This window comes from Blochmannia endosymbiont of Camponotus modoc (genome assembly GCF_023585785.1).
In the GTDB taxonomy this organism is placed as follows: domain Bacteria; phylum Pseudomonadota; class Gammaproteobacteria; order Enterobacterales; family Enterobacteriaceae; genus Blochmanniella.
Map to the genome: position 1 here is coordinate 616,195 of NZ_CP097765.1, position 24,448 is coordinate 640,642.

Sequence of the window (24,448 nt, forward strand, 5' to 3'; positions counted from 1 at the left end):
TACATTTAGCAGTTTATGTTCATATGTTTTTATATAGTGTCAACATAAAAAAATTAAGTCTACACGTATAATATAACTCTTCAAATTTTCGAGTTTTGATTTTTTAGTTAGAGAAACGAAATGTTTTTGCTTTTTTTCTCAGTATTGCGCAGTTTTTCAATAACCTTCTCAGCGATAAAATTAGGTATAAAACGATCTATTCTCCCCCCATATTGAGCAATTTCTTTCACTAATTTAGAAGAAAGGCATGCCCATATATCTGTAGATATCATAAATATAGTCTCTACTTCATTAGAGAAGTAATTATTAATTTTTGCAAGTTGTATTTCATATTCAAAGTCTGATCTAGTTCTGAGGCCACGAATTAAAATATTCACTTGTTTTTTTTTCATCACGTTTATAGTGAGGTCATTAAACCCAAACACTGTTACATGATCTAACGTTGCAGTTGCTTGCTTTGCAAATATTACGCGTTCTTCAAGACTAAACAAAGGATGTTTTTGCGAATTTTCAGCTACCGCTAAAAATATTTTATCAAAAATTTTATGTGCTCTAATAATTATATCCAAATGCCCATAAGTTAATGGATCAAAAGTCCCTGGATACATAGCCTGAATTGTCATGATATTTTTATAAATTTATGTTTTTGTGAAAATAAAAAGACTATAAAATATGTATATATATTTCAAATATGCTAAACTACATTTTGTTTATATGAAGATATAATTTTCAGTGAAAATATAGAATGCCAACTTATTAAATAAATCGTATTAGAAAGATTGACGCGAACATAAATAAACTATCAAAACGTTTTATAAATTAAATTATTTCATACTTATATTTCCATACATAAAAATATTTTTCGTTAACATTTAATACAATATTTATATTAATAATAAAAATACGACGATTAGTTGCTACAATGCTACTTAAGTAAGCTAAATAACCATTTCCAGTAATACCTATATCTGCAGCATCATAATAAAAATTTTAAGCATTTCGACTATCTTCTACATTAATTCAACATTTTTGTAATTATACATCTCTCCCAAAAAATATAAATAACCTTAATGTTAAATATTTGTTTATATATACATTTACAAGAATCACGATAAACATTGTTTTGATTATATGAAAAAATTATATTTTCATTAAAATCATTCTGGGATAACAGCCATGTCTCATTCAACATGTTATAATATATTGTAGTTTTTAGTCTAATTTTAGGTTATAGTTAATTTAATAAAAAGTTATTTATAAATATTTTAATATTTAATAACAACTGTTATATTAATTTCATAACCATTATAAAACATCGTATGACAAGTTATTTTTGAACTAATAAATAATTATCTAACAAACCCAATAATTGCTTTAGTGCTCCTTGATTATGCTGCAGCACTTTGATGGCTCTATGACCATAGTTTATACGACACTGTTGATTTAGCAGCAACATAGCAACAGCCTTGACTAAGGATTCCGTATCAGTTACTGTAATTAATCCATTTGAATTACATAATTTAACACAAATATCATTAAAATTAAAAGTATACGGCCCCATAATCAATGGAATAGAATGCGCAGCTGGCTCCAACGGATTATGTCCTCCATGTTTTACTAAACTACCCCCAACAAATGCTATATCTGAAACACCATACAGTAACATTAATTCTCCTATAGTATCATTAATGATTACTTGCGTTTCTTTAGATGGAGCAACCCCGTTACTTTTCATGATATAAGAAAATCCAGCTTGTTCGGTAATTTTTTTTACATTAATAAAACGTTCTGGGTGACGTGGAGCCAGAATCATCAGTAAATTAGGAAACCTTTTCAAGAGACGTTTATGTGCTTGTAGTAATAATATCTCTTCTCCTGCATGAGTACTGCTAGCTATCCATACCTGTCGTTTTTTAATCCAAGTTTTTTTTAAAAATGAAATTTTATTTAATAAATCCTGGTTCATTTCAATATCACATTTTAAATTACCTGTAATAAATAATTGATTTTTTTTTAATCCTAACTTAATAAATCGAGAAGCGTCTTCTTTATTTTGAGCAGCAATTAAAGTAATACGTTTCATAATTAACGAAATAAAATAACTAAATCTCTTATATCCAGTAAAAGAATGACATGACAACCGAGCGTTAGCAATAATGAAAGGAATCTCGCGTTGATATAATATATTTATGAGATTTGGCCATACTTCAGTTTCCATAACAATAACTAATCGTGGCTTAAATTGATTAATAAATCGTTTCATAGCACCAGGTAAATCGTAAGGTAAATAATTGCAGTGCGTACTATGACTAAATTTAGATCGCGCCAACTCTATGCCTGTGGGAGTCATCGCAGTTAATGTGATTGTTATTTTTGGATAACGCTTCTGTAAAGCACGTATCAGGGGGATAGCTGCTAATGTTTCTCCTAAGGAAACAGCATGTAAAATGATCCCATCAGATTGGATAGATTTTCTATAAAATCCGTAGCGTTCCAACCAACATTTACGATATGATGGCGATTGTCTGCTGCGCCATAATAATCGTATCCATATTATAGGTTGAGCAATATACATTATAATATTATATATTGTAATATATAGTATAAACATATAATATCCCAAAATAATCAGTTATTACATTCATAATGATTAATTTAATCATTTTACATGCATTTAACTATATATCAATATCGCTATGTTTTATATAATATATTTTAATAGTCGATATTTATATAAATTTTAAAAAATAATTTATCTGAAAAATTATCTATGTTTCTGCTATTTTTAACAATTATGCTTATAGAGTATTTTTTTATTTTAAATTAAAAAATAATGAATTCTCATAAATATCCTTTAAAAATTAAACATTGTATTGTATACGATAAAACCATTAATTACTGATTTAACATTTTTTGAATAATTTAAATAAATTGTTAATTATGACAATAATTAATGATTAGACAATACTTATAAAAACGATATTTATAACAAATAAATTATAAAAACTATAAAATCTGATTAATTTTTATATAACTAAAAACTTAAATTAATCATCCAAACAAACACACATAATATAAGCATATTATTTTTTACATTAATAATTTATATTAAAATTAATTATATTACAATATTCACAAATGTGAAAATCTTATAATTTTGTTGGTATAAATAAAATTTATTTATTCAAACTTATAAAAATATATAAAAATTTATTTTACAAATATATACATGCATCATGTATATAATTATTTTTAATATTAAATAATAATTTAGATGCACAACATAAATAATATTTTTAAAAATCAAATAATAAGATTAAATTGGAGTATGTACTGTATTCTTTTAGTTTTATCATAATTTATCTATTTCCACCGTAACGTAATGATAGACAACCGGACTACTCATTCAGAATTAAATTATGTTAAAAACGATTTTTATTTCTGTAGCTTTAAATATTTTGAAGAATTTATTTTTTCTATGTTAAATATATTTACATTTCGATTTTAAATTATAAGAAATAATCTATATTAATATCATATAACTATGTATAATGAAATACATATTTCCAATATTGTTTACTGCATTATATTATACATAGATCTTTTCTGATGCAGTATAAAAGTATGATTACTACGTGTATAATATTTTTTAGTATTGCTGCATAATTACCAGTTACTATATTAATTTTTTTAGATATTATATATAAATTACGTGTAAAATAAATGTTAATTACTTTATCGGATTTGATTGCAAATTCATGTTATTATATTTCTAATTATATCTTATTATTTTGTTTATGCTGATAAAATTTTATCAGCATAATAAAACAGTCAATTTATTCGTAAAAAATGAATTTTTAGTAAAATTTCAACAATAAAATTAACAGTATCATGTATTTTAATTGTAATTTTTTCAAAAAAATAATAAAAATATATTTTTATTTAATCGAAAAATTAATATTTATTATTATTTGAAAGTTTTAATTTTCCTTAAATAATATTAAATAGTTAAAATAACAAATACGCACAATGAAAATGTTCAAAAATTTAATATTTGAGAATTATATTCAAGTTTTATACCGATATAATTGTAAGAATATGCTAATACTAACATGATGAAGAAATTTTGGTGTTGTTTGTAAAACAAGCATTCATTCATTAATTAGATCTAATAATTTGAAGTAGTTTATAATTGAATGTTAAATGATATTAATTTAAAAATATTGATATTCATCAATAAACAATATAATTTTTTTAGATATTATTCCTTTTATAAGAATACAATTATTTACTTTTAAACCATATAAACACTATCGTTCCTAACGGGTAGATATCTTTTTATTTATCAAAAAAAAATATCAATTTATAATTAAAGAATTAAAATTAATATAAGGTTTATATGAACAAGTTTAAGAAAAATGTTTTTTAAATATGTTTTAAATTTAAAATTTTTTGTAATGATTCCCAGACGTGTATAGGAGTTAAGTGTTGCATTTTTTTAGTTGAAGATCGTAAACCAATTTGGTTTTTTCCATATGTTCCAATTAATTTAGGATTAGTTGGTCCATATAATGTTATATTAGGACAACCGAGCGCTGCTGTCAAATGACTAAGTCCAGTATCAACAGAGATTACTGCTGTTGCTCCAGATATTTGGATAGCAATTTCTTGTAGCGTTAATTTTGGTAATATTATTATTTGGTTGCAATGCAATCTCCTCTCTAACCGATTGGTACGTAATTCTTCACTTTTTGTCCAAAAAGGTAATTTAATACGATATCCTGCATATATAGCATATTGAGCAATAATACTCCAATTCAATTCCGTCCAAAGTTTTTCAAATTTAGTAGTAGAATGGAAAAATATTAAATAAGGAGCATGATTTTTTTGAGGTGGAAATAAATGTTTGATATTATACTTTCCTATATAAGATGGTACAGGATATTTTAAGCTGAGAGAAAAAAGCTGTCGAATGCGTTCTACAGCGTGTTGATTTTTATTAGAATGATGTCGTTCATGATAAAAAAAAGAACTCATAGGTTCCCGTACACTTATATAGTCCATACCATGTTTTTTCCCACATGTCATACATGTTACTAACAATGATGTCTTCAATAAACCCTGAGCGTCAATAATCACGTCATATTTTTTTTTTAATTGTATGCAACATTCACGATATTTCTTCCATGAAGACAATTTATACCAATTTTTTATCCAAGATCTAAGGTTTATAGGGATAATTTGACGTATTCCCGGATGCCATCTAAGAATATCAGAAAAAGTTTCTTCTACAATCCAATCAAATAATATATTTGGTACAATATTTGATGCATCAGTAACTGCAGGTAAAGTATGTATAATATCTCCCATAGAAGAAATTTTTATAATTAAAACTTTCATGACAATTACCTTGTTTGATTGATCAATGTAATAATGTTTTTAATGCTTTTAAAACTTGATCTGGAGTAATATCCATTAAACTGTTATGATAGCCATATAAGCTATCGCCGTGTCGCATGGTATAATATCCTTCCATACGACGAATCACAACAGATTGAGAAAACAAAGGCGGAGTAAACTTAGGATTACTAGGTCCATACAATCCTATTACAGGACGTTTCAATGCGCAAGCTACATGCATTAAACCAGAATCATTACTAACAATGCCTGTGCAGGCTGCTATAATTGCAATAGCTTCTCCTAGGGATGTGGTTCCTATAAGATTATTACAATGTTGTTTCATATTTTTGAGAATGCTATGTTGAATAAATCTATTAATTAGTTGATCTTTAGGGGATCCTAATATTACTATATGATATCCGTGACGAATTAACCGAATAGCTAGTGTTATGTAATGATAATGAGGCCAACTTTTAGCTAATCCAAATTCCGCGCCCGGGCATAAACCAATCAGTGATTTTTTGTGACAATACAAATTAAATTTATATAATACATCTTCAATTTCTTTTTCATTTACACGTAACCGGGGTAACGGCAGCGGACAGGGTAAATTATAAGAATTTTTTGTAACATTATAATCACATGCCAAAGCGGCATAACGTTGCACCATTAACGGGAATAATTTTTTGTTAAGTATTCTCAAATCATTCAATATACCATACCTCATTTCCCCACGCCATCCGGTCCGAATCGGAATACCCGCAAAAAATGGTATTAAAGCAGATTTAAATGAATTAGGTAATATTATCGCTTGTTGATATTTCTCATTTTTTAAAAATTTTCCGAGATGGTAACATTTTGATAACTCTAAAACCCCATGTCCGTAAGGAATAAATAATGTTTGATTAATTTCAGGCATATGATTGAACAGATCTTTGCACCACATAGGAGTAAGGACGTCAATCTTAATGTTGAAACAATATTTCTTAATCAACAATCGATACATACTATGTGATATCACGGTATCACCAATCCATGAAGGACTAATAACTAATATTTTCACAATGAAAATTTTATTTACTTAATTATTATAATGATCAACGTTGTTGCATGACAACCAATTTAAATAGCGACATATACCTTGATTAAGGTCAATGAATTCCTTACAATAACCTGCCGTTCTTAACTGAGAGATATTTGCCTGAGTAAATATTTGATAATGATTACGGATTTTTTTTGGCATAGAAACATATTTAATGGTTATATTTTGATTAAAAAAACTTAATACGATATTAGCAACGAACTCAAACGATTCAGATTTACCTGTTCCACAATCAAAAATTCCAGATATTTTATTATTCCAGGCCCAAAGATTTATATCAACTATATCTTCAATATATATAAAATCTCGTTTTAACTGTTTACTTCCAATAAATAGTGTTGGGTGTTTTTTACTGATAATTTGTCGATATAATTGAAATATTATACTAGCCATACTACCTTTATGTGTTTCACAGGGACCATAAACATTAAAATATCTTAATCCACAAACCTGAGATGCAACTTTTGGTAATATAGCGCGCACATATTGATCAAATAAAAATTTGGAATAACTGTATACATTCATGGGTTGTTCATATGCCTGGGAATGCAGAAGCATGCTGGTATCTCTACCATACACTGATGCAGAAGAAGCGTATATAAAAGGAATTTTGTTTTTAACACAATAAAATAATAGATCTTTAGAATATTGATAATTATTCTCCATCATATACTTACCATCCCATTCAGTAGTGGAAGAGCAAGCTCCTTCATGAAACACTACATCTATATCCTTAACATAAGAATTAACAGAATTATTCAGTATATTATTGATAAAGCAATTTTTATCTATATAGTCTGAAATATACAAATTTTTTAGATTGTTATATTTTTTTCCATTTTTTAAATTATCCACTACTAAAATATTTTTGTATGCAATTTTATTTAAAGCCTTAATAATATTGCAACCTATAAACCCTGCTCCACCAGTAACCACAATCATACGTTCTCACATAATTATATGTATACCCAAATACAATTAATACAATAATTTGAATTATTTTATATAACACAACACCATGAAATATAGCGTTTTAATATTTAATAAAAAAGTATATTACTTTAAATTATTTACTATATGCAGTATGCATATAGTAAATCCACAATTTTCGATTATATTATTTCTAGAATCATTACAGAAAACACAATTTAAAAATTATTTGTTATTGTCTGATGTATAAATTACTCAGGATGAAATATATCATAAATAACATTTAATTTATTGATATTATTCACAAAAATGTACTAGTTTTCTATTTCAACATAGAATATAATGATCTTATGATGTGTTTGTGATATATAATCATACATATGTGTATTTATACTCATTCATGATGTTTATATTTTAATTTGATACTATATCATCAAGTATAAAATATATTTATTATAACGGTGATATCGTAATGATTCATAATTTTTCCATCTTTATTAAAAAACTATATGATACTCCATGATATAAATAAATTTTAGTATATTATATAGAGTTGTTTTTCAAATAAGTTTACAATCTATGTATATTCAGGAGATAATAGCATTTTTACAACGCCATATAATACTGAGTATTATATGGGTACTTTTGTTAATTGCAGTGTTGTACACTACAATTAACAGTTGGTTATTCGGGTCTTCTGAAATATTACGTGATCAAGCAATTTATCTAATAAATAAAAAAAATGCAATAGTAATAGATATTCGTAGTCAAGATGATTATCACGCAGGACACATAACAAATAGCATTAATGTTTCAATAGAAGAAATTAAAAACAATAATATTTGTAAATTAAAAAGGTTTAAACAGTATCCATTGATTATTGTACACGATAATAATGTGCTGGCGCATTCAATTAAACGACATTTATACAAATTAAAATTTGAAGAAATATATGTACTATATGGCGGGATAGTTGGCTGGAAATCTGATAATTTTCCTCTTCTATTAAAAAAATAAAGTATGAAATAATGAGAACAAAAAAATGGCTTATATTGAAATTTATACAAAAAAAAATTGTCCTTACTGTGAGCGAGCTAAAGCATTATTGACAAAAAAATCTTTAGATTTTAGAGAAATTTCTGTAGATTGTAACAACCTATCAGATTCTATAAGTATAGAAATGAGACAACGCTCTGGTGGTCGCACTACATTTCCGCAGATTTTTATAGATGGTCTACATATTGGGGGATCAGATGATTTAGTACTTTTAAATGCCCAGGGAAAATTAGATCTAATCTTAATAAATACAAACAGTTAATAAATTATGATTACTTATTAAATTTTATGATGTACTAGGGGTGTTTTTGTGTTAGGAAGCAACAATAATAATGTTTTATTTCGTATACAAAGAATCTATATCAAAGATATTTCATTTGAAGCTCCGAACACTCCTGGAGTGTTTCAAATAAATTGGAATCCAAAAATTAAGGTAGATTTAAATAGTGATGTTAAGAATATTCACATTGATATATACGAAGTGGTGTTACGTGTTACTGTTACTGCAAAAATTGAGGAAGATACAGCTTTTTTATGTCAAGTAAAACAAGCTGGAATTTTTAATGTTTCAGGACTAAACAAAACACAAATGATGCGTTGTCTTAACGCGCATTGCCCGAGTATTTTATTCCCCTATGCTAGCGAATGCATCAGCAACCAAGTGTCTAGAGGCACTTTCCCTCAACTTAACTTAGATCCAATTAATTTCGATATTTTATTTATTCAATCTTTACAAAAGAAATATAATGATACACTTAAAATTTAATATTTTAAAATAGTTAGTTTAAATTATTGTGTCTATTAAATATCCTAATATAACCATCATTGGAGCAGGTTCCTATGGAACAGCCATAGCTATTGCGTTATCTAGAAATGGTCATTCCGTATTGTTATGGGGACATAATGCAAATCATGTTCAAAAGCTCCAAATTAATCGATGCAATCAAGCCTATTTACCCGGCATCTCTTTTCCGCCATCATTGTATTTAGAGAAATCGTTGTCTATAGCTTTATCTACTTGTCGAAATTTATTGATTGCGGTTCCAAGTCGTGTATTTGGTCATGTTTTGACGCGATTGAAACTAAATTTAAGGAGTAATACTCGTATTATCATAGCATCTAAAGGTTTAGAAGCAAAAACTGGACGTTTATTACAAGATGTAGCATATGATATTTTAGGAAAAAATATTCCTATTGCGATTATATCTGGCCCAACTTTCGCTAGAGAACTCGCTATGGGATTACCCACGGCAATAACTCTAGCTTCTAATGATACTATATTAAGTTGTGATCTACAGAATACATTACATTGTAGTAAAAATTTCAGAATATACAGCAACACAGATACTATTGGTATTCAAATAGCTGGAGTAGTAAAAAACATTATTGCTATTGGAGCAGGTATTTCTGATGGAATAGGGTTTGGATCCAATGCACGGACCGCATTAATTACGCGGGGTTTAGTAGAAATGTCTCGACTCGGTATAGCAATTGGAGCGATACCAGACACTTTTATGGGATTAGCTGGATTAGGAGATTTGATATTAACTTGCACTGACAATCAATCACGTAATCGTCGTTTTGGAATATTATTGGGACAGGGTTTCGAGATACATCATGCTCAAAGAAATGTTGGGAAAATAATAGAAGGATTCTATAACATAAAAGAAGTATATATGTTATCCATTAAACATAAAGTAGATATGCCCATTACCGAACAAATATATCAGATACTATATCAAAATAAAAATGTTCATGATGCAGCTCACTCTTTATTGGAACGTACGCAAAAAGAAGAAAAAATTAACAGTTTAAAATAATTAATAATAGATTTGAATTATCATTCATACTATGACGATCAGGTAAATGTATGACTTTAAATATATTAGAAATAGTTTGGAGTAACATTAAAATTGAAGCAAGATTGCTAATTGATTCTGAACCTATATTGACTAGTTTCATATATACGACCCTATTAATGCACACAAACTTTAAAGATGCATTAATTTACATATTATCTAAAAAATTAACTAATACAGATATACCTACAATTGCTGTCATTAAAATATTAGAAGATATATGCGGAGCCGATGACAATATCATTACTTCTGCTGCACAAGATATTTATGCAATACGTTTTAACGATCCATCTGTCACTAAGTATTTTACTCCTTTTTTATATTCAAAAGGATTCCATGCATTACAAGCGCATCGTATTTCTCATTGGTTATGGAAGCATAACCGTAAAGAATTAGCTATGTATTTTTATAATCATATTTCTACTATTTTTAATGTGGACATTCATCCTGCGGCAAGTATCGGATATGGTGTTATGATAGATCATGCAACTGGCGTAGTGATCGGAGAGACATCAGTTATAGAAAATAATGTATCTATAATGCAATCCGTGACCTTAGGTGGAACTGGCAAAATAAGTGGTGATCGTCATCCTAAAATTAGGCAAAAAGTAATGATTGGAGCTGGTTCTATTATTTTAGGTAATATTGAAGTAGGATATGGGGCTAAAATTGGAGCTGGTTCTGTTGTACTACACTCTGTACCGCCTCATGCTACAGTCGCAGGAAAACCCGCTAGACTTATAAGACAAATCAATAAATAACAATAACTTAATAAGCCTTACTATATATAAAATATACATATAGTATTTATGTACACTACTGCTAATAAACATAATCTAAAATACCGCCACACATATCAAGTATTTAAAAGTTAGTATATTTATGTAATAATTAATATATGAAAAATATTCAATATTTTTTATTAAAAAAATTGATAATGTACCTGGAGAACGCAGATGTATTATGCTTAATATGTAATTTTAATTGCACATAATATATCAATATAATTTATGCATTGTATATAAAGTTAAAAATAATCGTATATTCGATATATCAATTATATTGATTAAATATGTTTTCTTTTCATATTTCAATACCTTGTAAGATAATCCTCGTGATATAATTCATATAATTGAAATCGTTTGCTAATATGATCGTATATTAATATCAGTATTATATCATAAATGTACAAAATTAATATACTTCACTACAAGTAAATACATGCATATTGTTATCATAATAAATAATTAAAATAAATAATACTTCCAATATTCAATATTTAGAAAACATATAAGATAAATTTTTTAATTTAATTAAAATACTAATAAATTAAAAATTAACAATAATTTCACATATAATTGTTATATATGTATTTGATACAGCCTTTTATTTTTGTATATTCATATAATAATTATATTTTTATTGTCATTTATTTTGTATAACAACATGATTATAGTCTGCTGCGCATAACAACATAATAGAGTTCTGTGTTTATGATAAAAAGAATAGGAGTATTAACAAGCGGCGGGGATTCTCCAGGAATGAATGCTGCCATTCGAGGCGTAGTACGGGCAGGTCTTTCTGAAGGACTAGAAGTATATGGAATACATGACGGTTATTTAGGATTATTTCAAGATCGAATGATACAATTGAGTCGTCGTAGTGTTTCAGATATAATAAATCGTGGAGGAACTTTTCTTGGTTCTGCCCGTTTTCCTGAATTTAAAGAAGATGCTACTAGAACAATAGTTATCAATAATATTAATCAACGTAGTCTCGATGCTCTCATAATAATTGGAGGAGATGGATCTTATTTAGGTGCTAAGAGATTGAGTGATATAGGATTTCCTTGCATCGGATTGCCTGGGACGATTGATAACGATGTTGCTGGAACTGATTACACCATCGGTTATTTTACAGCTTTAGAAACAATTGTTGATGCAATTGATAGGTTGCGCGACACATCTTCTTCGCATCAACGTATTTCTATTGTAGAGGTAATGGGACGTTGTTGCGGTGATTTGACTATGGCAGCAGCGATAGCTGGAGGTTGTGAATTTATTGTAGTCCCTGAAGTAGAATTTAACCCACAAGATCTAGTACACGAGATTAAATCTGGCATTTCTAAAGGAAAAAAACATGCAATAGTAGCTATTACAGAACGTATTTGTAATGTATTCTATTTAGCGCGATACATTGAAGAAAAAACCGGTAGAGAGACTCGCGCTACCGTTTTAGGATACATCCAACGCGGAGGTAAGCCTGTTGCATATGATCGTATTCTAGCGTCTCGGATGGGAGCATATTCTATTGATTTGCTATTAAAGGGTTATGTAGGACGCTGTATTGGTGTACAAAATGAAAAATTGGTACATCATGATATTAACGATGCTATACAACATATGCAACGTCCATTCCGTCGAGATTTATTGAAAACAGCCAAAAAACTATTTTAAGTTGTTTAAAATCATCATAAATAACTTGTTTTTTAAATAATATTATCGTTTACATAATCTGATTATGTATGGCTTATACAAATATCACGTATCTAGCATTTTAAACTGTTAATATCGTTACATCAATAATATACTATATTATTGCATATTCCTGCATATTATTAATCAGGATGTGATTTGTTATGTTTTTCAGCAGTTTGTACAATCATAGAAAAACTATTCGCGTTTAAAGAAGCGGCTCCTACTAATACACCATCAATATCTTTTTGATCAAACAATTGAGTAACATTTTCTGGTGTGACAGAACCTCCATACTGAATTGTTATTTTATCAGCTATAGATGTATCATAACTTGCAATATAATCCCGGATTGATTTATGAACTAATTGCACATTTTCTGGAGATGCGCTAGCACCACTTCCTATAGCCCATATAGGCTCATAAGCAATAACTGAATTCTTAAATGCTTCTATACCAAGTAATTTAATGACTGTATTAATTTGATTAATACATACTGACTGTGTGTATCCAGAATCGTATTCTCTTTTATTTTCCCCTATACATAAAATAGGAATTAATCCAACTTTTTTTAAGATAAAAAATTTTTTAGCAATATATGCATCATTTTCTTTATGATGTATTCTCCGTTCAGAATGACCTATCAGAACATATCGTACGTTAAGATCCTGTAACATTTCTGCTGAAATATCGCCGGTAAACGCTCCAGATAAATGAATATCAACATTTTGAGCACATAACTGAATATGACTGTTCAATAAATAACGCTTAATTATATCTAAATACATCACAGGAGGAGCTATAGCTACACTACATTTAGAAATATTATGAAATGTATTAACTAACGCAATAATTAGATTAGTTATGGTATTTTTATTGCCATTTAATTTCCAGTTTCCTATTATCAATAGACGCCTCACATCATCTCTCCCACAGAAATTATTTCATAACAATAATTGTGATACAGCAATCAATGCTAATTAATATTAAGCAAAATAATGCTATGTATTACACGATTAGAATGTATGTACTTAAAAGATACGCAATTGTGCATTGCAACATGCTGATATTATAAAGATGTACAATAATAAATAATTTTGTAAAACACTGTCAGTTATAGTTAACCGTACATTATAGCCATTTATGTTACCAATAACGTTCTTGAGTAACATGACCTGGTTTACATCGCAAATGATCTTGCATTCCGTATTTTTTATTCAATATTTCCTTAGTATCTTGTATCATTTGCGGATTTCCACATAACATCACGTGACTATTGTTAATATCCAATTGTAATCCTATTTTTTTTTCTAAAGAGTCATTTTCTATCAAATTAGGTATACGCCCAAAAAGTGAACCAGAAGATTCTTCTTGACTTATAATTGTTTGCACATGTAATTTACCATTATAAAATTTTTGTAATTTTCTTATTTGAGATAAATAATTTAAATTTTTAGAAAACCTCACCGCATGTACTAATACAATATTTGAAAATTGACACAATCTTTTATCATGATCTTCAAGTATTGATAAATATGGACCAATCCCTGTCCCGCTAGCCAACATCCATAAATTTTTACAATTTGGAATTTCATTGAGTATAAAACGTCCGTATGCTTTTTTAGTAAGCATAAGAGGATCACCGGGACGTAAGGTACATAATAATGGGGTACATTTCCCTTCTAGTACAGTAGCTATGTAAAATTCTAGATTTGGATTATGCGGAGCATTAAGATATGAATAAGCACGTTGCACGATTATATTATTTATTTTTATCCTTATTTTAGTAAATTGACCAGCAATAAATGTATTTACTGGAGCTCGTACAATAAGACTAAACAACTGATCTGTCCAATTTTTTATATTAATAATTTTTCCGGTGACCCATGTAGACATAAAATTTACCCGTATTCAGTTATATTCAAATATTTCATCTTATTAAGTAACTTCATTGGTATGATCAGAATCAATATTGAAATTTGTACTTATTATTATCTACCCCTTAAAATTTAACACAATATTCCGGTATAAAAATTTTTATCTAAAAAAATCAACATAAAATACTGTAATTATTGCCTATTCGATTGAACGTAATTTTATGATATTAAAACAATAGTACATTTAATCAGATATTTTAATATTATAATTTTTTCATGAAATCGTTCTATGTAAAAGATCTTTTATTTATAAAATCAAACACTACAAATAATGTAGTGACTACTTTAGCGCCCTACTTATATAGTAGTAATATTTTGTGATTACATTCGTACACAACATGTATGAACTGATCTATAGTAATTTAAAATTTAAATTATCCAAATCAATGTTACTTTAATGATTCGATTATTTTTAGAAAATATATTTTCATTATATATATAATTTTTAATTATAATTTTTGTAAGTTTTACCGTCGTAAAGATCGTACATTACTATTTTATAGTAATAAATACACAACATTTATGTTAGTGTTAATGAAACTTACGGTCATAAATAAAAATACGCACTCTGGCCACCTTAAACACAAGTATGTTGCATACTTGTTATAAATTTAGTTATATTAAATATAATAATTTATTTTCAGTGGTTATAAATACTTTGAATACCTCATACAACTCATTGCTGTAATTATATAATCAACTATATGCTTCTCGAAAACACGTAAGTCTGTGTATTGATTGGATAAAAATATCTACTATTATACAATTGCATATGTTGTGTTTATGAAAAAGAATGCAATTGCAAGTGTTGTATATTTTATTTAGTACATTTATTTATGCGTATAAATGGTTATTTGTTGGTATCCTATATTCAATCTTAAAAATTAAATAATTATCATTTTATCAAAAATTATTACATAAAGTAAATATTTATATTATTTGATGGAATTAGGGTGTTGAACGTTTGTGAGTATAAGTATATCCACTCATGTGGTTGCATATATTAATATCAATAGATTATTATGTAGTTATAAACATTATAAAAATAGTTTGAATTGTTATCAGAATCAATGTCGATGCATAAGATATAGAAACATTTTTTATTTCAACTATACATAAGTAAGAATTTTATTAGTTATTGCTAATATATAGCAACAATAAATCATAAATTACTTTTTGTCATTAATATTATCTGCACATACTTTTTTAAATATATGCAATAAATATTATGAATTTTGTATAAAATTTGTCATGAACTATGTATTTAAATAGGTTATATACACAATATTAATTTTAATGAATAGAAATATTTGGTTGTGCATGAACGTATAAATATTTTATGCCATTAAGCGCTATAAAATAAATTTATTAATTTATTGTTATTATGATATTATATCAGTTTATTGGAAACATGACTGTTTAGATGATATTAAAATACATTATGAAGAAAAATGTGCATCCAAAATACAATGAAATATCTGCATATTGCTCGTGTGGAAATGTTATTAATACTAAATCTACTTTAAATCGAAACTTAAATATAGATGTGTGTAATTTGTGTCATCCATTTTATACAGGTACACAACGTATTCTAGATACACGTGGGCGTGTAAATATTTTTAATAAACGCTTTAATCTTTCTATTCATGCTGATTTTTTGCCGATTGACAAAAAAATAAATAAAAAATAAATATAGATATTATTTATATAAAGGACGCTATGATGTCACATAGTTATCCATACTATGCTTTAATATAGAAAAAATAAATATGAGTTCATTAAATTTTATGGGTATGGATTGATTGATATTGATGTACATATAGATTTTAGTTGTTTCCAGAAAATCTATATGCAATATAACTGTGATCGAGTAAAATTGTATTAAATCTAATCAATAGAAGTATTTTCGTACACATAAAAATTTCTATACTTATTTATAAAGTATCGGTGTTTTTAGGAATATAGGTCAGTTTTTAGTTATTATTATGAATATAAAAAAATCTACAATCAGCGTTAGAAGTGGTTTAAATAGCGATGAGCAACATGGATGCGTCGTACCTCCTATTACTCTTTCAACTACTTATAATTTTTTTGGATTAAATCAGCCTCGTCCTTATGATTATTCACGGCGCAAAAATCCTACGCGTGATGTAGCTCAACAAACTTTATCAGATTTAGAATATGGAAAAAGTGCGATTATGACAAGTAGCGGAATGGCTGCTATTTATTTAATATGCTCTGCTTTGCTTGAACCAAACGATTTATTAATAGCACCTTATGATTGCTATGGAGGTACTTATCGATTATTGGATGCGTTAAACAAAAAAGGTGCATGCAAAGTACTATTTATTGATCAAAATGATACACAGATTTTATTAAAATCGTTAACATACAAACCTAAATTAATTTTCATAGAAACCCCAAGTAATCCTATGCTCCGAATAGTAGATATTCATAGTCTTTGCAACTTCCAGAAAGGTATCTTATATGTTGTAGATAACACATTTATGACTCCAGTATTTCAAAATCCATTAAATTTAGGTGCAGATTTAGTAGTACATTCTTGTAGTAAGTATTTGAATGGACATTCGGATTTAATAGCAGGAGTAGTAATATCTAAAGATACATATATTTCTGAAAAATTAATTTGGTGGGGCAATACGCTTGGCATTACTGGAAGTGCCTTTGATAGTTATCAGTTGTTGCGTGGTATGCGTACTTTAATACCGCGTGTTTACCAACAGCAAAATAATACCAAAAACATTATTGCTTTTTGTCAAAAACAACCCCAGATCAATGCATTATATTATCCCGGATTACCCAATCATCCTGGATATAACATTGTTTGTAAACAACAAAGCGGATTCGGATCAATATTTAGTTTCGAACTTAAGGGTACTAAAAATATTTTACTGCAATTTTTACGATCATTAAAATTATTTACGTTAGCAGAATCGTTTGGGGGTGTAGAAAGTTTAATTGCTCATCCAGCCACTATGACGCATGCTGCTATGCCAGAAAATGCTAGAAAACGTGCCGGAATCAGTGATATGTTGCTTCGTGTTTCAGTAGGGCTAGAAGATAGCGACGATCTTATTACTGATTTAGAACAGGCATTTGCATCAATACAATGAGGTTTCGCCATACTATTATGCACATTATTAATATTAACTAGTCTTATTATTAACAAACATTAACGGACACTTTATTATAAAGTTTGTTAATTAATTGAGCGCTCACAAAATTCATATATATAGTTGATATTTTAAACAGTCATTTATATTTAATTAATGAAACGTTAGCTATTTAAATCTTATCTACGATACAAATTAAAATAATAATTTGTTGCACTAATGTAATATATAAACGAAATATTCTATCAATGAGTGACATTCATTAAAATACCCATAATACAGCTTTTTAGATTATTAATCTCAATGATTATTTATGTAATGATGATTTTTATTTAAAACTAGCATATGGTCTATATAATAGATATAGGTCTATAAGCATCTATTTTATAGCTTCAAGAGAGAAAACATGAGTATGTTCCATGCTGCCCAACAAGCAATACTAAATCAATATTTAGCTGAATTACAAGGAAATATTAATATTTCATTTGAATTTTTTCCTCCACGTACCGCTGAAATGGAAAAAATATTATGGAAAACTATAAGCAAGTTAAGCAAATTAAATCCTATTTTTGTTTCTGTAACATATAGCGCTCATTCTGGAACACGAAATTATACTGATAAAACAATTAAAGACATAAAAAAACGTACTGGATTAATAGTAGCTCCTCATTTGACATGTATTAACGAAACCCCTCAAGCCTTACAAACTATTGCTCAAGAATATTGGAATAATGGTATTCATAATATAGTTGCATTAAGAGGCGATCAAATAGAAAAAACCTATCAATCGTCTATGTATGCTTCAGATTTAGTATATTTATTAAAAAAAATTGGAAATTTTGATATCGCAGTCGCCGCTTATCCAGAAGTACATCCAGAAGCAAAAAGCGCGCAGTCAGATTTAATTAATTTAAAGAAAAAAATAGATGCCGGTGCGAATCGTGCAATCACTCAATTTTTTTTTGATGTAGAACAATATTTAAGATTTAGAGATCTTTGTGTGTCTGTTGGGATTGATATAGAAATTATTCCTGGAATATTGCCTATTTTTAATTTTCGTCAATTACAGCATTTTATCACTTTTACTAAAGTGAAGATACCGCATTGGATATATGTAATTTTTCATGGATTAGATCATGACTTAGAAACACAGAAAATGCTTGGAACATTTGTAGCAATAGATATGATCAGAGTCCTTCTTAAGGAAGGAGTAAGAAATTTTCATTTCTATACTCTTAATAGATCAGATTTAACATATGCAATATGTCATACTTTGGGAATAAAAAATAATAAAATATAATATATGAATAATATTTCAAAACTAATTAAATGATTATGTCCACCACAGATCATAATTTAAACATGATAAATTTACTTCTTAGATTCTTTTAAATATATGTATATCGAAGAGCTGAATTTTTAAACAAATAATAAATATCGTATTAGATTCATTATCAGTCAAATATATTACATATATTTTATGTGTATTGTATAATAAATTCTATATACAACATTTTTCACTTGTAAATAGAACTTTAAAGAATATATAGTTATAAATGTTATCATTACATACGAAGGATAACACTCAACATAGTATTTATAAGAATGAAAATATTTTTGAACAAAAAATACACACTCTATATTAAAAGATAAAATTAACAAAAATTATAGCTTACGTTACGTATATATTCAATTTATGTTAATTTTATATATGGTGTATTATAAATTAAATAATTAATAAAAATATATGACTTATTTTAAAAATACACATAAGCAACCAACAATATTGATATTAGACTCTGGGGTAGGCGGTTTATCTATTTATACTGCAATACGAAAGTTATTACCACATGTACGTTATTTATATTTTTTTGATAATCAAGCTTTTCCTTATGGTGAACACTCAGAATTCTTCATTATAAATCGTGTCACCTCTATAATTGAAGCTGTGCAAGAACAACATCAATTAGATCTTGTAATCATCGGTTGTAACACTGCCAGTGTAGTCTCATTAAAAATATTACAAAATAATTTCCTATGTCCCATTGTTGGGGTGATACCCGCAATTAAATTAGCGTCTAAATTAACTAAAAATGGCGTTATCGGTGTCCTAGCAACACGTCGCACTGTCAATCATGACTATACTTGGAGTCTTATAAAACGTTTCGCCAATAAATATAAGGTCATGTTACTAGGCACGTCTGAATTAGTAAACTTAGCTGAATCTAAAATATATGGCGAAAAAATACCAATATCAATTCTTCGTAATATTCTCACCCCCTGGTTAAACATGAAACAACCTCCTGACACTATAGTGCTTGGATGTACTCATTTTTCTTTATTAAAAACAGAATTAATTACGGCATTGTCTTCAAATAGCTATTTAATAGATTCGAGACATTCAGTCGCTAAATATAGCTTACGTTTGCTACGCAAAAACGCAAATAGTCTCACAAACAACTTTTGTTTTTACAAACCAAACAAAATCTATTGTTCTATGAACACAGAAAAAGCTATCAAATTAAAATCTATCTTATTATCCTATTATAATTTTTTTTCTTTAGAAATATTATCAATATAAATTGAACACATTATCTTATTTCAATAAAAAATACGCTGTTTGTTAGTGTAATTAGTAATCGAAAAAAATAATTATTACACTCATGAATAATAAATATATATTTACATTAATAGCAATTTATAGCTTCTTTGTCGAATTATTGCATGGAGTTTTATGTTTAGCATACAATATTGTATTCTAAACATCTATATAATATGTACCGTATGGATGTACTTATCAAGTTTGAATTAATACTACATGGGGATGTATAACAAATTCAAAATAAACTGCAAAATAAACTTTTTAGAAAGCATGTTTTTATTCAATTATATTAATAATATAAAATCAATTATATTATATATATGTAAATCTTATTTTAAACCTATTTAATTATGGAAAAATCAAATTTATAATTATATTATTTTATTTGCATGTTTCTGTAAAACTTGTTACAGTATAATTGATTGATGTGGGGCTATAGCTCAACTGGGAGAGCGTCTGTTTTGCACGCAGAAGGTTAGCGGTTCGATTCCGCTTAGCTCCATTATAACGTATATACAGAGTATTATATAGATTGTTATGCAATATAAATGAATATATAAGTGCATATGTACAATATTTTCTAATAAACTTAATCTATATTAGTATATGACTGTAAAAGTCATCATATAAATTATAATGGTGCGGTAGTTCAGATGGTTAGAACATCGGCCTGTCACGCCGAGGGTCACGGGTTCAAGTCCCGTCCGCACCGTGTGCTTATCACACAAAATAAAAAGGGGTGTAGTTCAAATAGGTAGAACGTCGGTCTCCAAAACCGGGTGTTAGGAGTTCAAGTCTCTTCACCCCTGTAAAAAATATAACGAATACCAAAGTTTATTTTTTTATATAAGAATGTTTATATTTGTTTTCTTTTTTTAATATTTTCCGTTAAATATGATTTTTTTATATAAAACTGGAGAAGTATGTTGTCTAGTTAACACACGTCGCATAAGTAATACGACGTGTGTTAACTAGATTTACTCATGTATTTACGTTATAATTCTATTTTTTTTAACTGTATAAAACCAATAAATAATTTAATAAACTGCAATTTTTTTTACATTCTATAATCTTTGTTAGTTATTATTACTCACAATTCCTCATAACAAACTAATTTGATAATTTAAAATTTTAAATATTAGAAATATATGTAGTATAATAGTAAAATTCACATGTTATTCTACTTGAAATAGACAGATTTTATTAAACAAATTTAAAAAATAGAGCTTCGATTTTCTTTATACATTAAATAATAACTATTATCACAATAATAGAAAACAAATAATGACAAAAATTGGATGATAATTATAATCAGTGATTACACAGAAATAATATTATTTTAAAAACATTATTGCCAAATCCAATTATATGTGATACATAAAAATATAACGAAGTTATATTATATAATTAAATAAAATGTATACCATATGATAGTTTATTATTTACTAAAAACATTAGGAATAAAACAAGGTTCGATATTTTTTTAAATGTTAAGAAAATTAAAAATTTTTACTTTTAACGTCATTAGGATCGTTTTTAGTATAAAACAAACGCAGAAGCCCAACAAATAATATTAATAATAACATATTTGAATTCGTATACTCATAAAAACTCGGAAATTACTGGTTTAAAATATTATTGTTAGTTTTTAATACAATATATAATTAAATGGTTATTTCAAAAGTTAACTATCAACAATTATACGATATATAGCCATTTAAAAGAAATTCTATACAAGCAAACAATATTTCACCTGAAACCAGAAAAATTATTATATTATTTAATTTTAAAAATAAAAATATTTTTCATGCAGTTAGCACGCAATATATAGTCATTTTGAAAAAATAAAATTATTTTAAACATTTTTGCGTACAAATATTTACTGATATTCCAAATCTACTTGAATCTAACAAACAATATGTAATTTCCATACACTTTGTAATTGATTCAAAATCGGTTTATTTACATCAGAGACCTGATTAGATTATTATTTCATTCATAAAATCATACGAGGAAAGAAACATGAACGGAGCTCAGTGGACCATAAAAGCGCTGAGAAAAAAAGGTGTGGAAATTATTTTTGGTTATCCGGGTGGGGCAATTATGCCGATATATGATGCACTGTTTGACTCTGAAGTAGAGCATTTATTATGTAGGCATGAGCAAGGTGCAATTATGTCTGCTATAGGATACGCTCGAGCTACTGGAAAAATTGGTGTATGTTTTGCGACCTCTGGTCCAGGAGCTACTAACCTCATCACTGGATTAGCTGATGCATTATTAGATTCCATCCCTATAGTAGCTATTACTGGACAAGTGGGATTAGAATTTATTGGTACTGATGCATTTCAAGAAATAGATGTATTAGGTTTATCTTTAGCTTGCACTAAACATAGCTTTTTAGTGCATTCATTAAACATGCTACCTAATATTATTGATGAAGCATTTTTTATTGCTTCTGAAGGCAGACCAGGTCCAGTGTTAATAGATATACCAAAAGACATTCAATTATCTACTGGCAAATTAATCTCAAACTACTATATTAATAAAAAAGATATTTGTAGTATTGAAAGTGATATAGAAAAAGCTCGAGTGCTAATGCTGCAAGCATGTCAACCGATACTTTATGTAGGCGGAGGTGTAGGTATGGCTGGAGCAGTAACTTCATTACGTACATTTATTTCTAAAACCAAAATACCTACTGTAGTCACATTAAAAGGACTAGGTGCACCAGATTATACAGAAGATTGTTATCTAGGAATGTTAGGCATGCATGGAAATCAAGCAGCTAATTTAGCAGTACAAAAATCTGATTTATTAATTGCGATAGGAGCTCGATTTGACGATAGAGTAACTGGACGATTACATACTTTTGCTCCACAAGCAAAAGTAATTCATGTGGATATTGATCCTTCAGAATTTAGTAAACTGCGCTTAGCAAATGTTTCTTTATCTGGCAATTTAAATGATTTGTTATCTGCGCTAACACAATCTTTGTCTATTGATCCATGGAGAAAAAAAGTAAAATCTTTAAAATTAAAGTATCGCTGGTCTTATCAATCATCTGATGATAAGATTTATGCTCCAACTTTATTACGAACAATCAGCGAAAATGCCCCTTACGATACTGTGGTTACTACAGATGTTGGGCAACATCAAATGTGGGCTGCTCAACATATGCAATTCAGTCGTCCAGAGAATTTTATTACTTCTGGAGGCCTGGGAACCATGGGGTTTGGCACGCCCGCAGCTATTGGGGCTCAAATTGGCCGACCCAATCATATGGTGATATGTATTTCTGGTGATGGTTCATTTATGATGAACGTACAAGAGCTCGCCACTATTAAACGTAAAAATTTGCCTATTAAAATTGTTTTGTTAGATAATCAACGTTTAGGAATGGTGCGTCAATGGCAACAATTATTTTTCAATAAACGTTACAGTGAAACTACATTAACAGATAATCCCAACTTTCTTGTTTTGGCTAAAGCGTTTGATATTCATGGAGTACGTATTACTTATACATCTCAAATTTTAGACGCAATTAATATGTTATTTACACACACAGGACCTTTTTTGCTACATGCGCTGATTAATGAACATGAAAACGTTTGGCCATTGGTTCCACCTGGTTCTTCAAATGATGCTATGTTGGAGCAGTAATATGACACATTATTCGTTGTTTATAAAAGCCAGGTTTTGCCCAGAGGTACTTGAACGTATTCTCCGGGTTATTCGTCATCGTGGATTTGAGTTACATACATTAAATATGTTGTCATATAGTAAGTTCAACAAGAAGAAAATAAACATTTTATTAACTGTTTCTAGCAATAGAGCAATATATTTATTATCTGCACAATTAAATAAATTAATGGATATACATTATATTAAAATTGAATAAATTAAAAAATAACAATTACATTCATACTTTCTTCGACTATATTACCGAGGAAG

The 24,448-nt window shown here is 27.9% G+C and carries 19 protein-coding genes and 3 tRNA genes; 15 read left to right on the forward strand and 7 right to left on the reverse strand.

Annotated elements, in window-relative coordinates; all coding sequences use genetic code 11:
- Positions 1–107: 107 nt before the first annotated feature.
- The 5 genes from coaD to rfaD all read right to left on the reverse strand — a co-directional run bounded on the left by coaD (position 108) and on the right by rfaD (position 7,444).
- Complete coding sequence (coaD, locus tag M9396_RS02580) at positions 108–623, reverse strand: pantetheine-phosphate adenylyltransferase (RefSeq protein WP_250241610.1); 516 nt, start codon at positions 621–623, stop codon at positions 108–110.
- Positions 624–1,327: 704 nt separating this feature from the next.
- A complete protein-coding gene (gene waaA, locus M9396_RS02585) occupies positions 1,328–2,611 on the reverse strand; it encodes a lipid IV(A) 3-deoxy-D-manno-octulosonic acid transferase (RefSeq protein WP_250256599.1) in 1,284 nt (427 codons plus the stop codon).
- Positions 2,612–4,425: 1,814 nt separating this feature from the next.
- Positions 4,426–5,400 (reverse strand): lipopolysaccharide heptosyltransferase I, encoded by a 975-nt coding sequence (waaC, locus tag M9396_RS02590; protein WP_250241604.1) that lies wholly within the window; start codon positions 5,398–5,400, stop codon positions 4,426–4,428.
- 22 nt (positions 5,401–5,422) lie between these two features.
- Complete coding sequence (waaF, locus tag M9396_RS02595) at positions 5,423–6,463, reverse strand: lipopolysaccharide heptosyltransferase II (RefSeq protein WP_250256600.1); 1,041 nt, start codon at positions 6,461–6,463, stop codon at positions 5,423–5,425.
- A gap of 18 nt (positions 6,464–6,481) precedes the next feature.
- Positions 6,482–7,444, reverse strand: a complete 963-nt coding sequence (gene rfaD, locus M9396_RS02600; RefSeq protein WP_250256601.1) for an ADP-glyceromanno-heptose 6-epimerase — start codon at positions 7,442–7,444, stop codon at positions 6,482–6,484.
- A 567-nt stretch (positions 7,445–8,011) separates the two neighbouring features.
- On the opposite strand from rfaD, the gene M9396_RS02605 reads away from it, so the two are divergent.
- The 6 genes from M9396_RS02605 to pfkA all read left to right on the forward strand — a co-directional run bounded on the left by M9396_RS02605 (position 8,012) and on the right by pfkA (position 12,803).
- Positions 8,012–8,449 (forward strand): rhodanese-like domain-containing protein, encoded by a 438-nt coding sequence (locus M9396_RS02605; protein WP_250256602.1) that lies wholly within the window; start codon positions 8,012–8,014, stop codon positions 8,447–8,449.
- 25 nt (positions 8,450–8,474) lie between these two features.
- Positions 8,475–8,750: a glutaredoxin 3 gene (gene grxC, locus M9396_RS02610; RefSeq protein WP_250256603.1), complete on the forward strand. Its 276-nt coding sequence runs from the start codon at positions 8,475–8,477 to the stop codon at positions 8,748–8,750.
- Positions 8,751–8,798: 48 nt separating this feature from the next.
- Positions 8,799–9,254 carry a protein-export chaperone SecB gene (secB, locus tag M9396_RS02615; protein WP_250241594.1) on the forward strand — a complete coding sequence of 152 codons (456 nt, stop codon included), beginning with the start codon at positions 8,799–8,801 and terminating at the stop codon, positions 9,252–9,254.
- A 28-nt stretch (positions 9,255–9,282) separates the two neighbouring features.
- Positions 9,283–10,308 carry an NAD(P)H-dependent glycerol-3-phosphate dehydrogenase gene (gpsA, locus tag M9396_RS02620; protein ID WP_250256604.1) on the forward strand — a complete coding sequence of 342 codons (1,026 nt, stop codon included), beginning with the start codon at positions 9,283–9,285 and terminating at the stop codon, positions 10,306–10,308.
- A gap of 50 nt (positions 10,309–10,358) precedes the next feature.
- The gene (gene cysE / locus M9396_RS02625) at positions 10,359–11,108 is read left to right on the forward strand and encodes a serine O-acetyltransferase (RefSeq protein ID WP_250256605.1); all 750 of its coding nucleotides are present in this window, start codon (positions 10,359–10,361) and stop codon (positions 11,106–11,108) included.
- Positions 11,109–11,840: 732 nt separating this feature from the next.
- Positions 11,841–12,803: a 6-phosphofructokinase gene (gene pfkA / locus M9396_RS02630; RefSeq protein WP_250256606.1), complete on the forward strand. Its 963-nt coding sequence runs from the start codon at positions 11,841–11,843 to the stop codon at positions 12,801–12,803.
- 161 nt (positions 12,804–12,964) lie between these two features.
- Here the strand turns inward: pfkA and tpiA are convergent, their stop codons facing one another.
- Both tpiA and M9396_RS02640 read right to left on the reverse strand, forming a co-directional pair.
- Positions 12,965–13,741, reverse strand: coding sequence for a triose-phosphate isomerase (gene tpiA / locus M9396_RS02635; RefSeq protein WP_250241587.1), 777 nt, complete (start codon positions 13,739–13,741; stop codon positions 12,965–12,967).
- Between the two features lie 226 nt (positions 13,742–13,967).
- The gene (locus tag M9396_RS02640; protein WP_250241585.1) at positions 13,968–14,717 is read right to left on the reverse strand and encodes a ferredoxin--NADP(+) reductase; all 750 of its coding nucleotides are present in this window, start codon (positions 14,715–14,717) and stop codon (positions 13,968–13,970) included.
- Positions 14,718–16,199: 1,482 nt separating this feature from the next.
- On the opposite strand from M9396_RS02640, the gene rpmE reads away from it, so the two are divergent.
- The 9 genes from rpmE to ilvM all read left to right on the forward strand — a co-directional run bounded on the left by rpmE (position 16,200) and on the right by ilvM (position 24,395).
- Positions 16,200–16,448, forward strand: coding sequence for a 50S ribosomal protein L31 (gene rpmE, locus M9396_RS02645; RefSeq protein WP_250256607.1), 249 nt, complete (start codon positions 16,200–16,202; stop codon positions 16,446–16,448).
- 295 nt (positions 16,449–16,743) lie between these two features.
- Positions 16,744–17,892: a cystathionine gamma-synthase gene (metB, locus tag M9396_RS02650; RefSeq protein ID WP_250256608.1), complete on the forward strand. Its 1,149-nt coding sequence runs from the start codon at positions 16,744–16,746 to the stop codon at positions 17,890–17,892.
- A 406-nt stretch (positions 17,893–18,298) separates the two neighbouring features.
- Positions 18,299–19,192: a methylenetetrahydrofolate reductase gene (gene metF, locus M9396_RS02655; RefSeq protein WP_250256609.1), complete on the forward strand. Its 894-nt coding sequence runs from the start codon at positions 18,299–18,301 to the stop codon at positions 19,190–19,192.
- 447 nt (positions 19,193–19,639) lie between these two features.
- Entirely contained in the window at positions 19,640–20,473 is an 834-nt protein-coding gene (gene murI / locus M9396_RS02660; protein WP_250256610.1) for a glutamate racemase, read from the forward strand.
- Positions 20,474–20,923: 450 nt separating this feature from the next.
- A tRNA-Ala gene (locus M9396_RS02665) sits at positions 20,924–20,996 on the forward strand.
- A gap of 136 nt (positions 20,997–21,132) precedes the next feature.
- Positions 21,133–21,206, forward strand: a tRNA-Asp gene (locus tag M9396_RS02670).
- A gap of 23 nt (positions 21,207–21,229) precedes the next feature.
- A tRNA-Trp gene (locus M9396_RS02675) sits at positions 21,230–21,303 on the forward strand.
- A gap of 1,213 nt (positions 21,304–22,516) precedes the next feature.
- On the forward strand, positions 22,517–24,157 hold the full coding sequence (gene ilvG / locus M9396_RS02680) for an acetolactate synthase 2 catalytic subunit (protein WP_250256611.1): 1,641 nt from the start codon (positions 22,517–22,519) through the stop codon (positions 24,155–24,157).
- 1 nt (position 24,158) lies between these two features.
- Positions 24,159–24,395, forward strand: coding sequence for an acetolactate synthase 2 small subunit (gene ilvM / locus M9396_RS02685; RefSeq protein WP_250231737.1), 237 nt, complete (start codon positions 24,159–24,161; stop codon positions 24,393–24,395).
- The last annotated feature ends 53 nt before the right edge of the window (positions 24,396–24,448 follow it).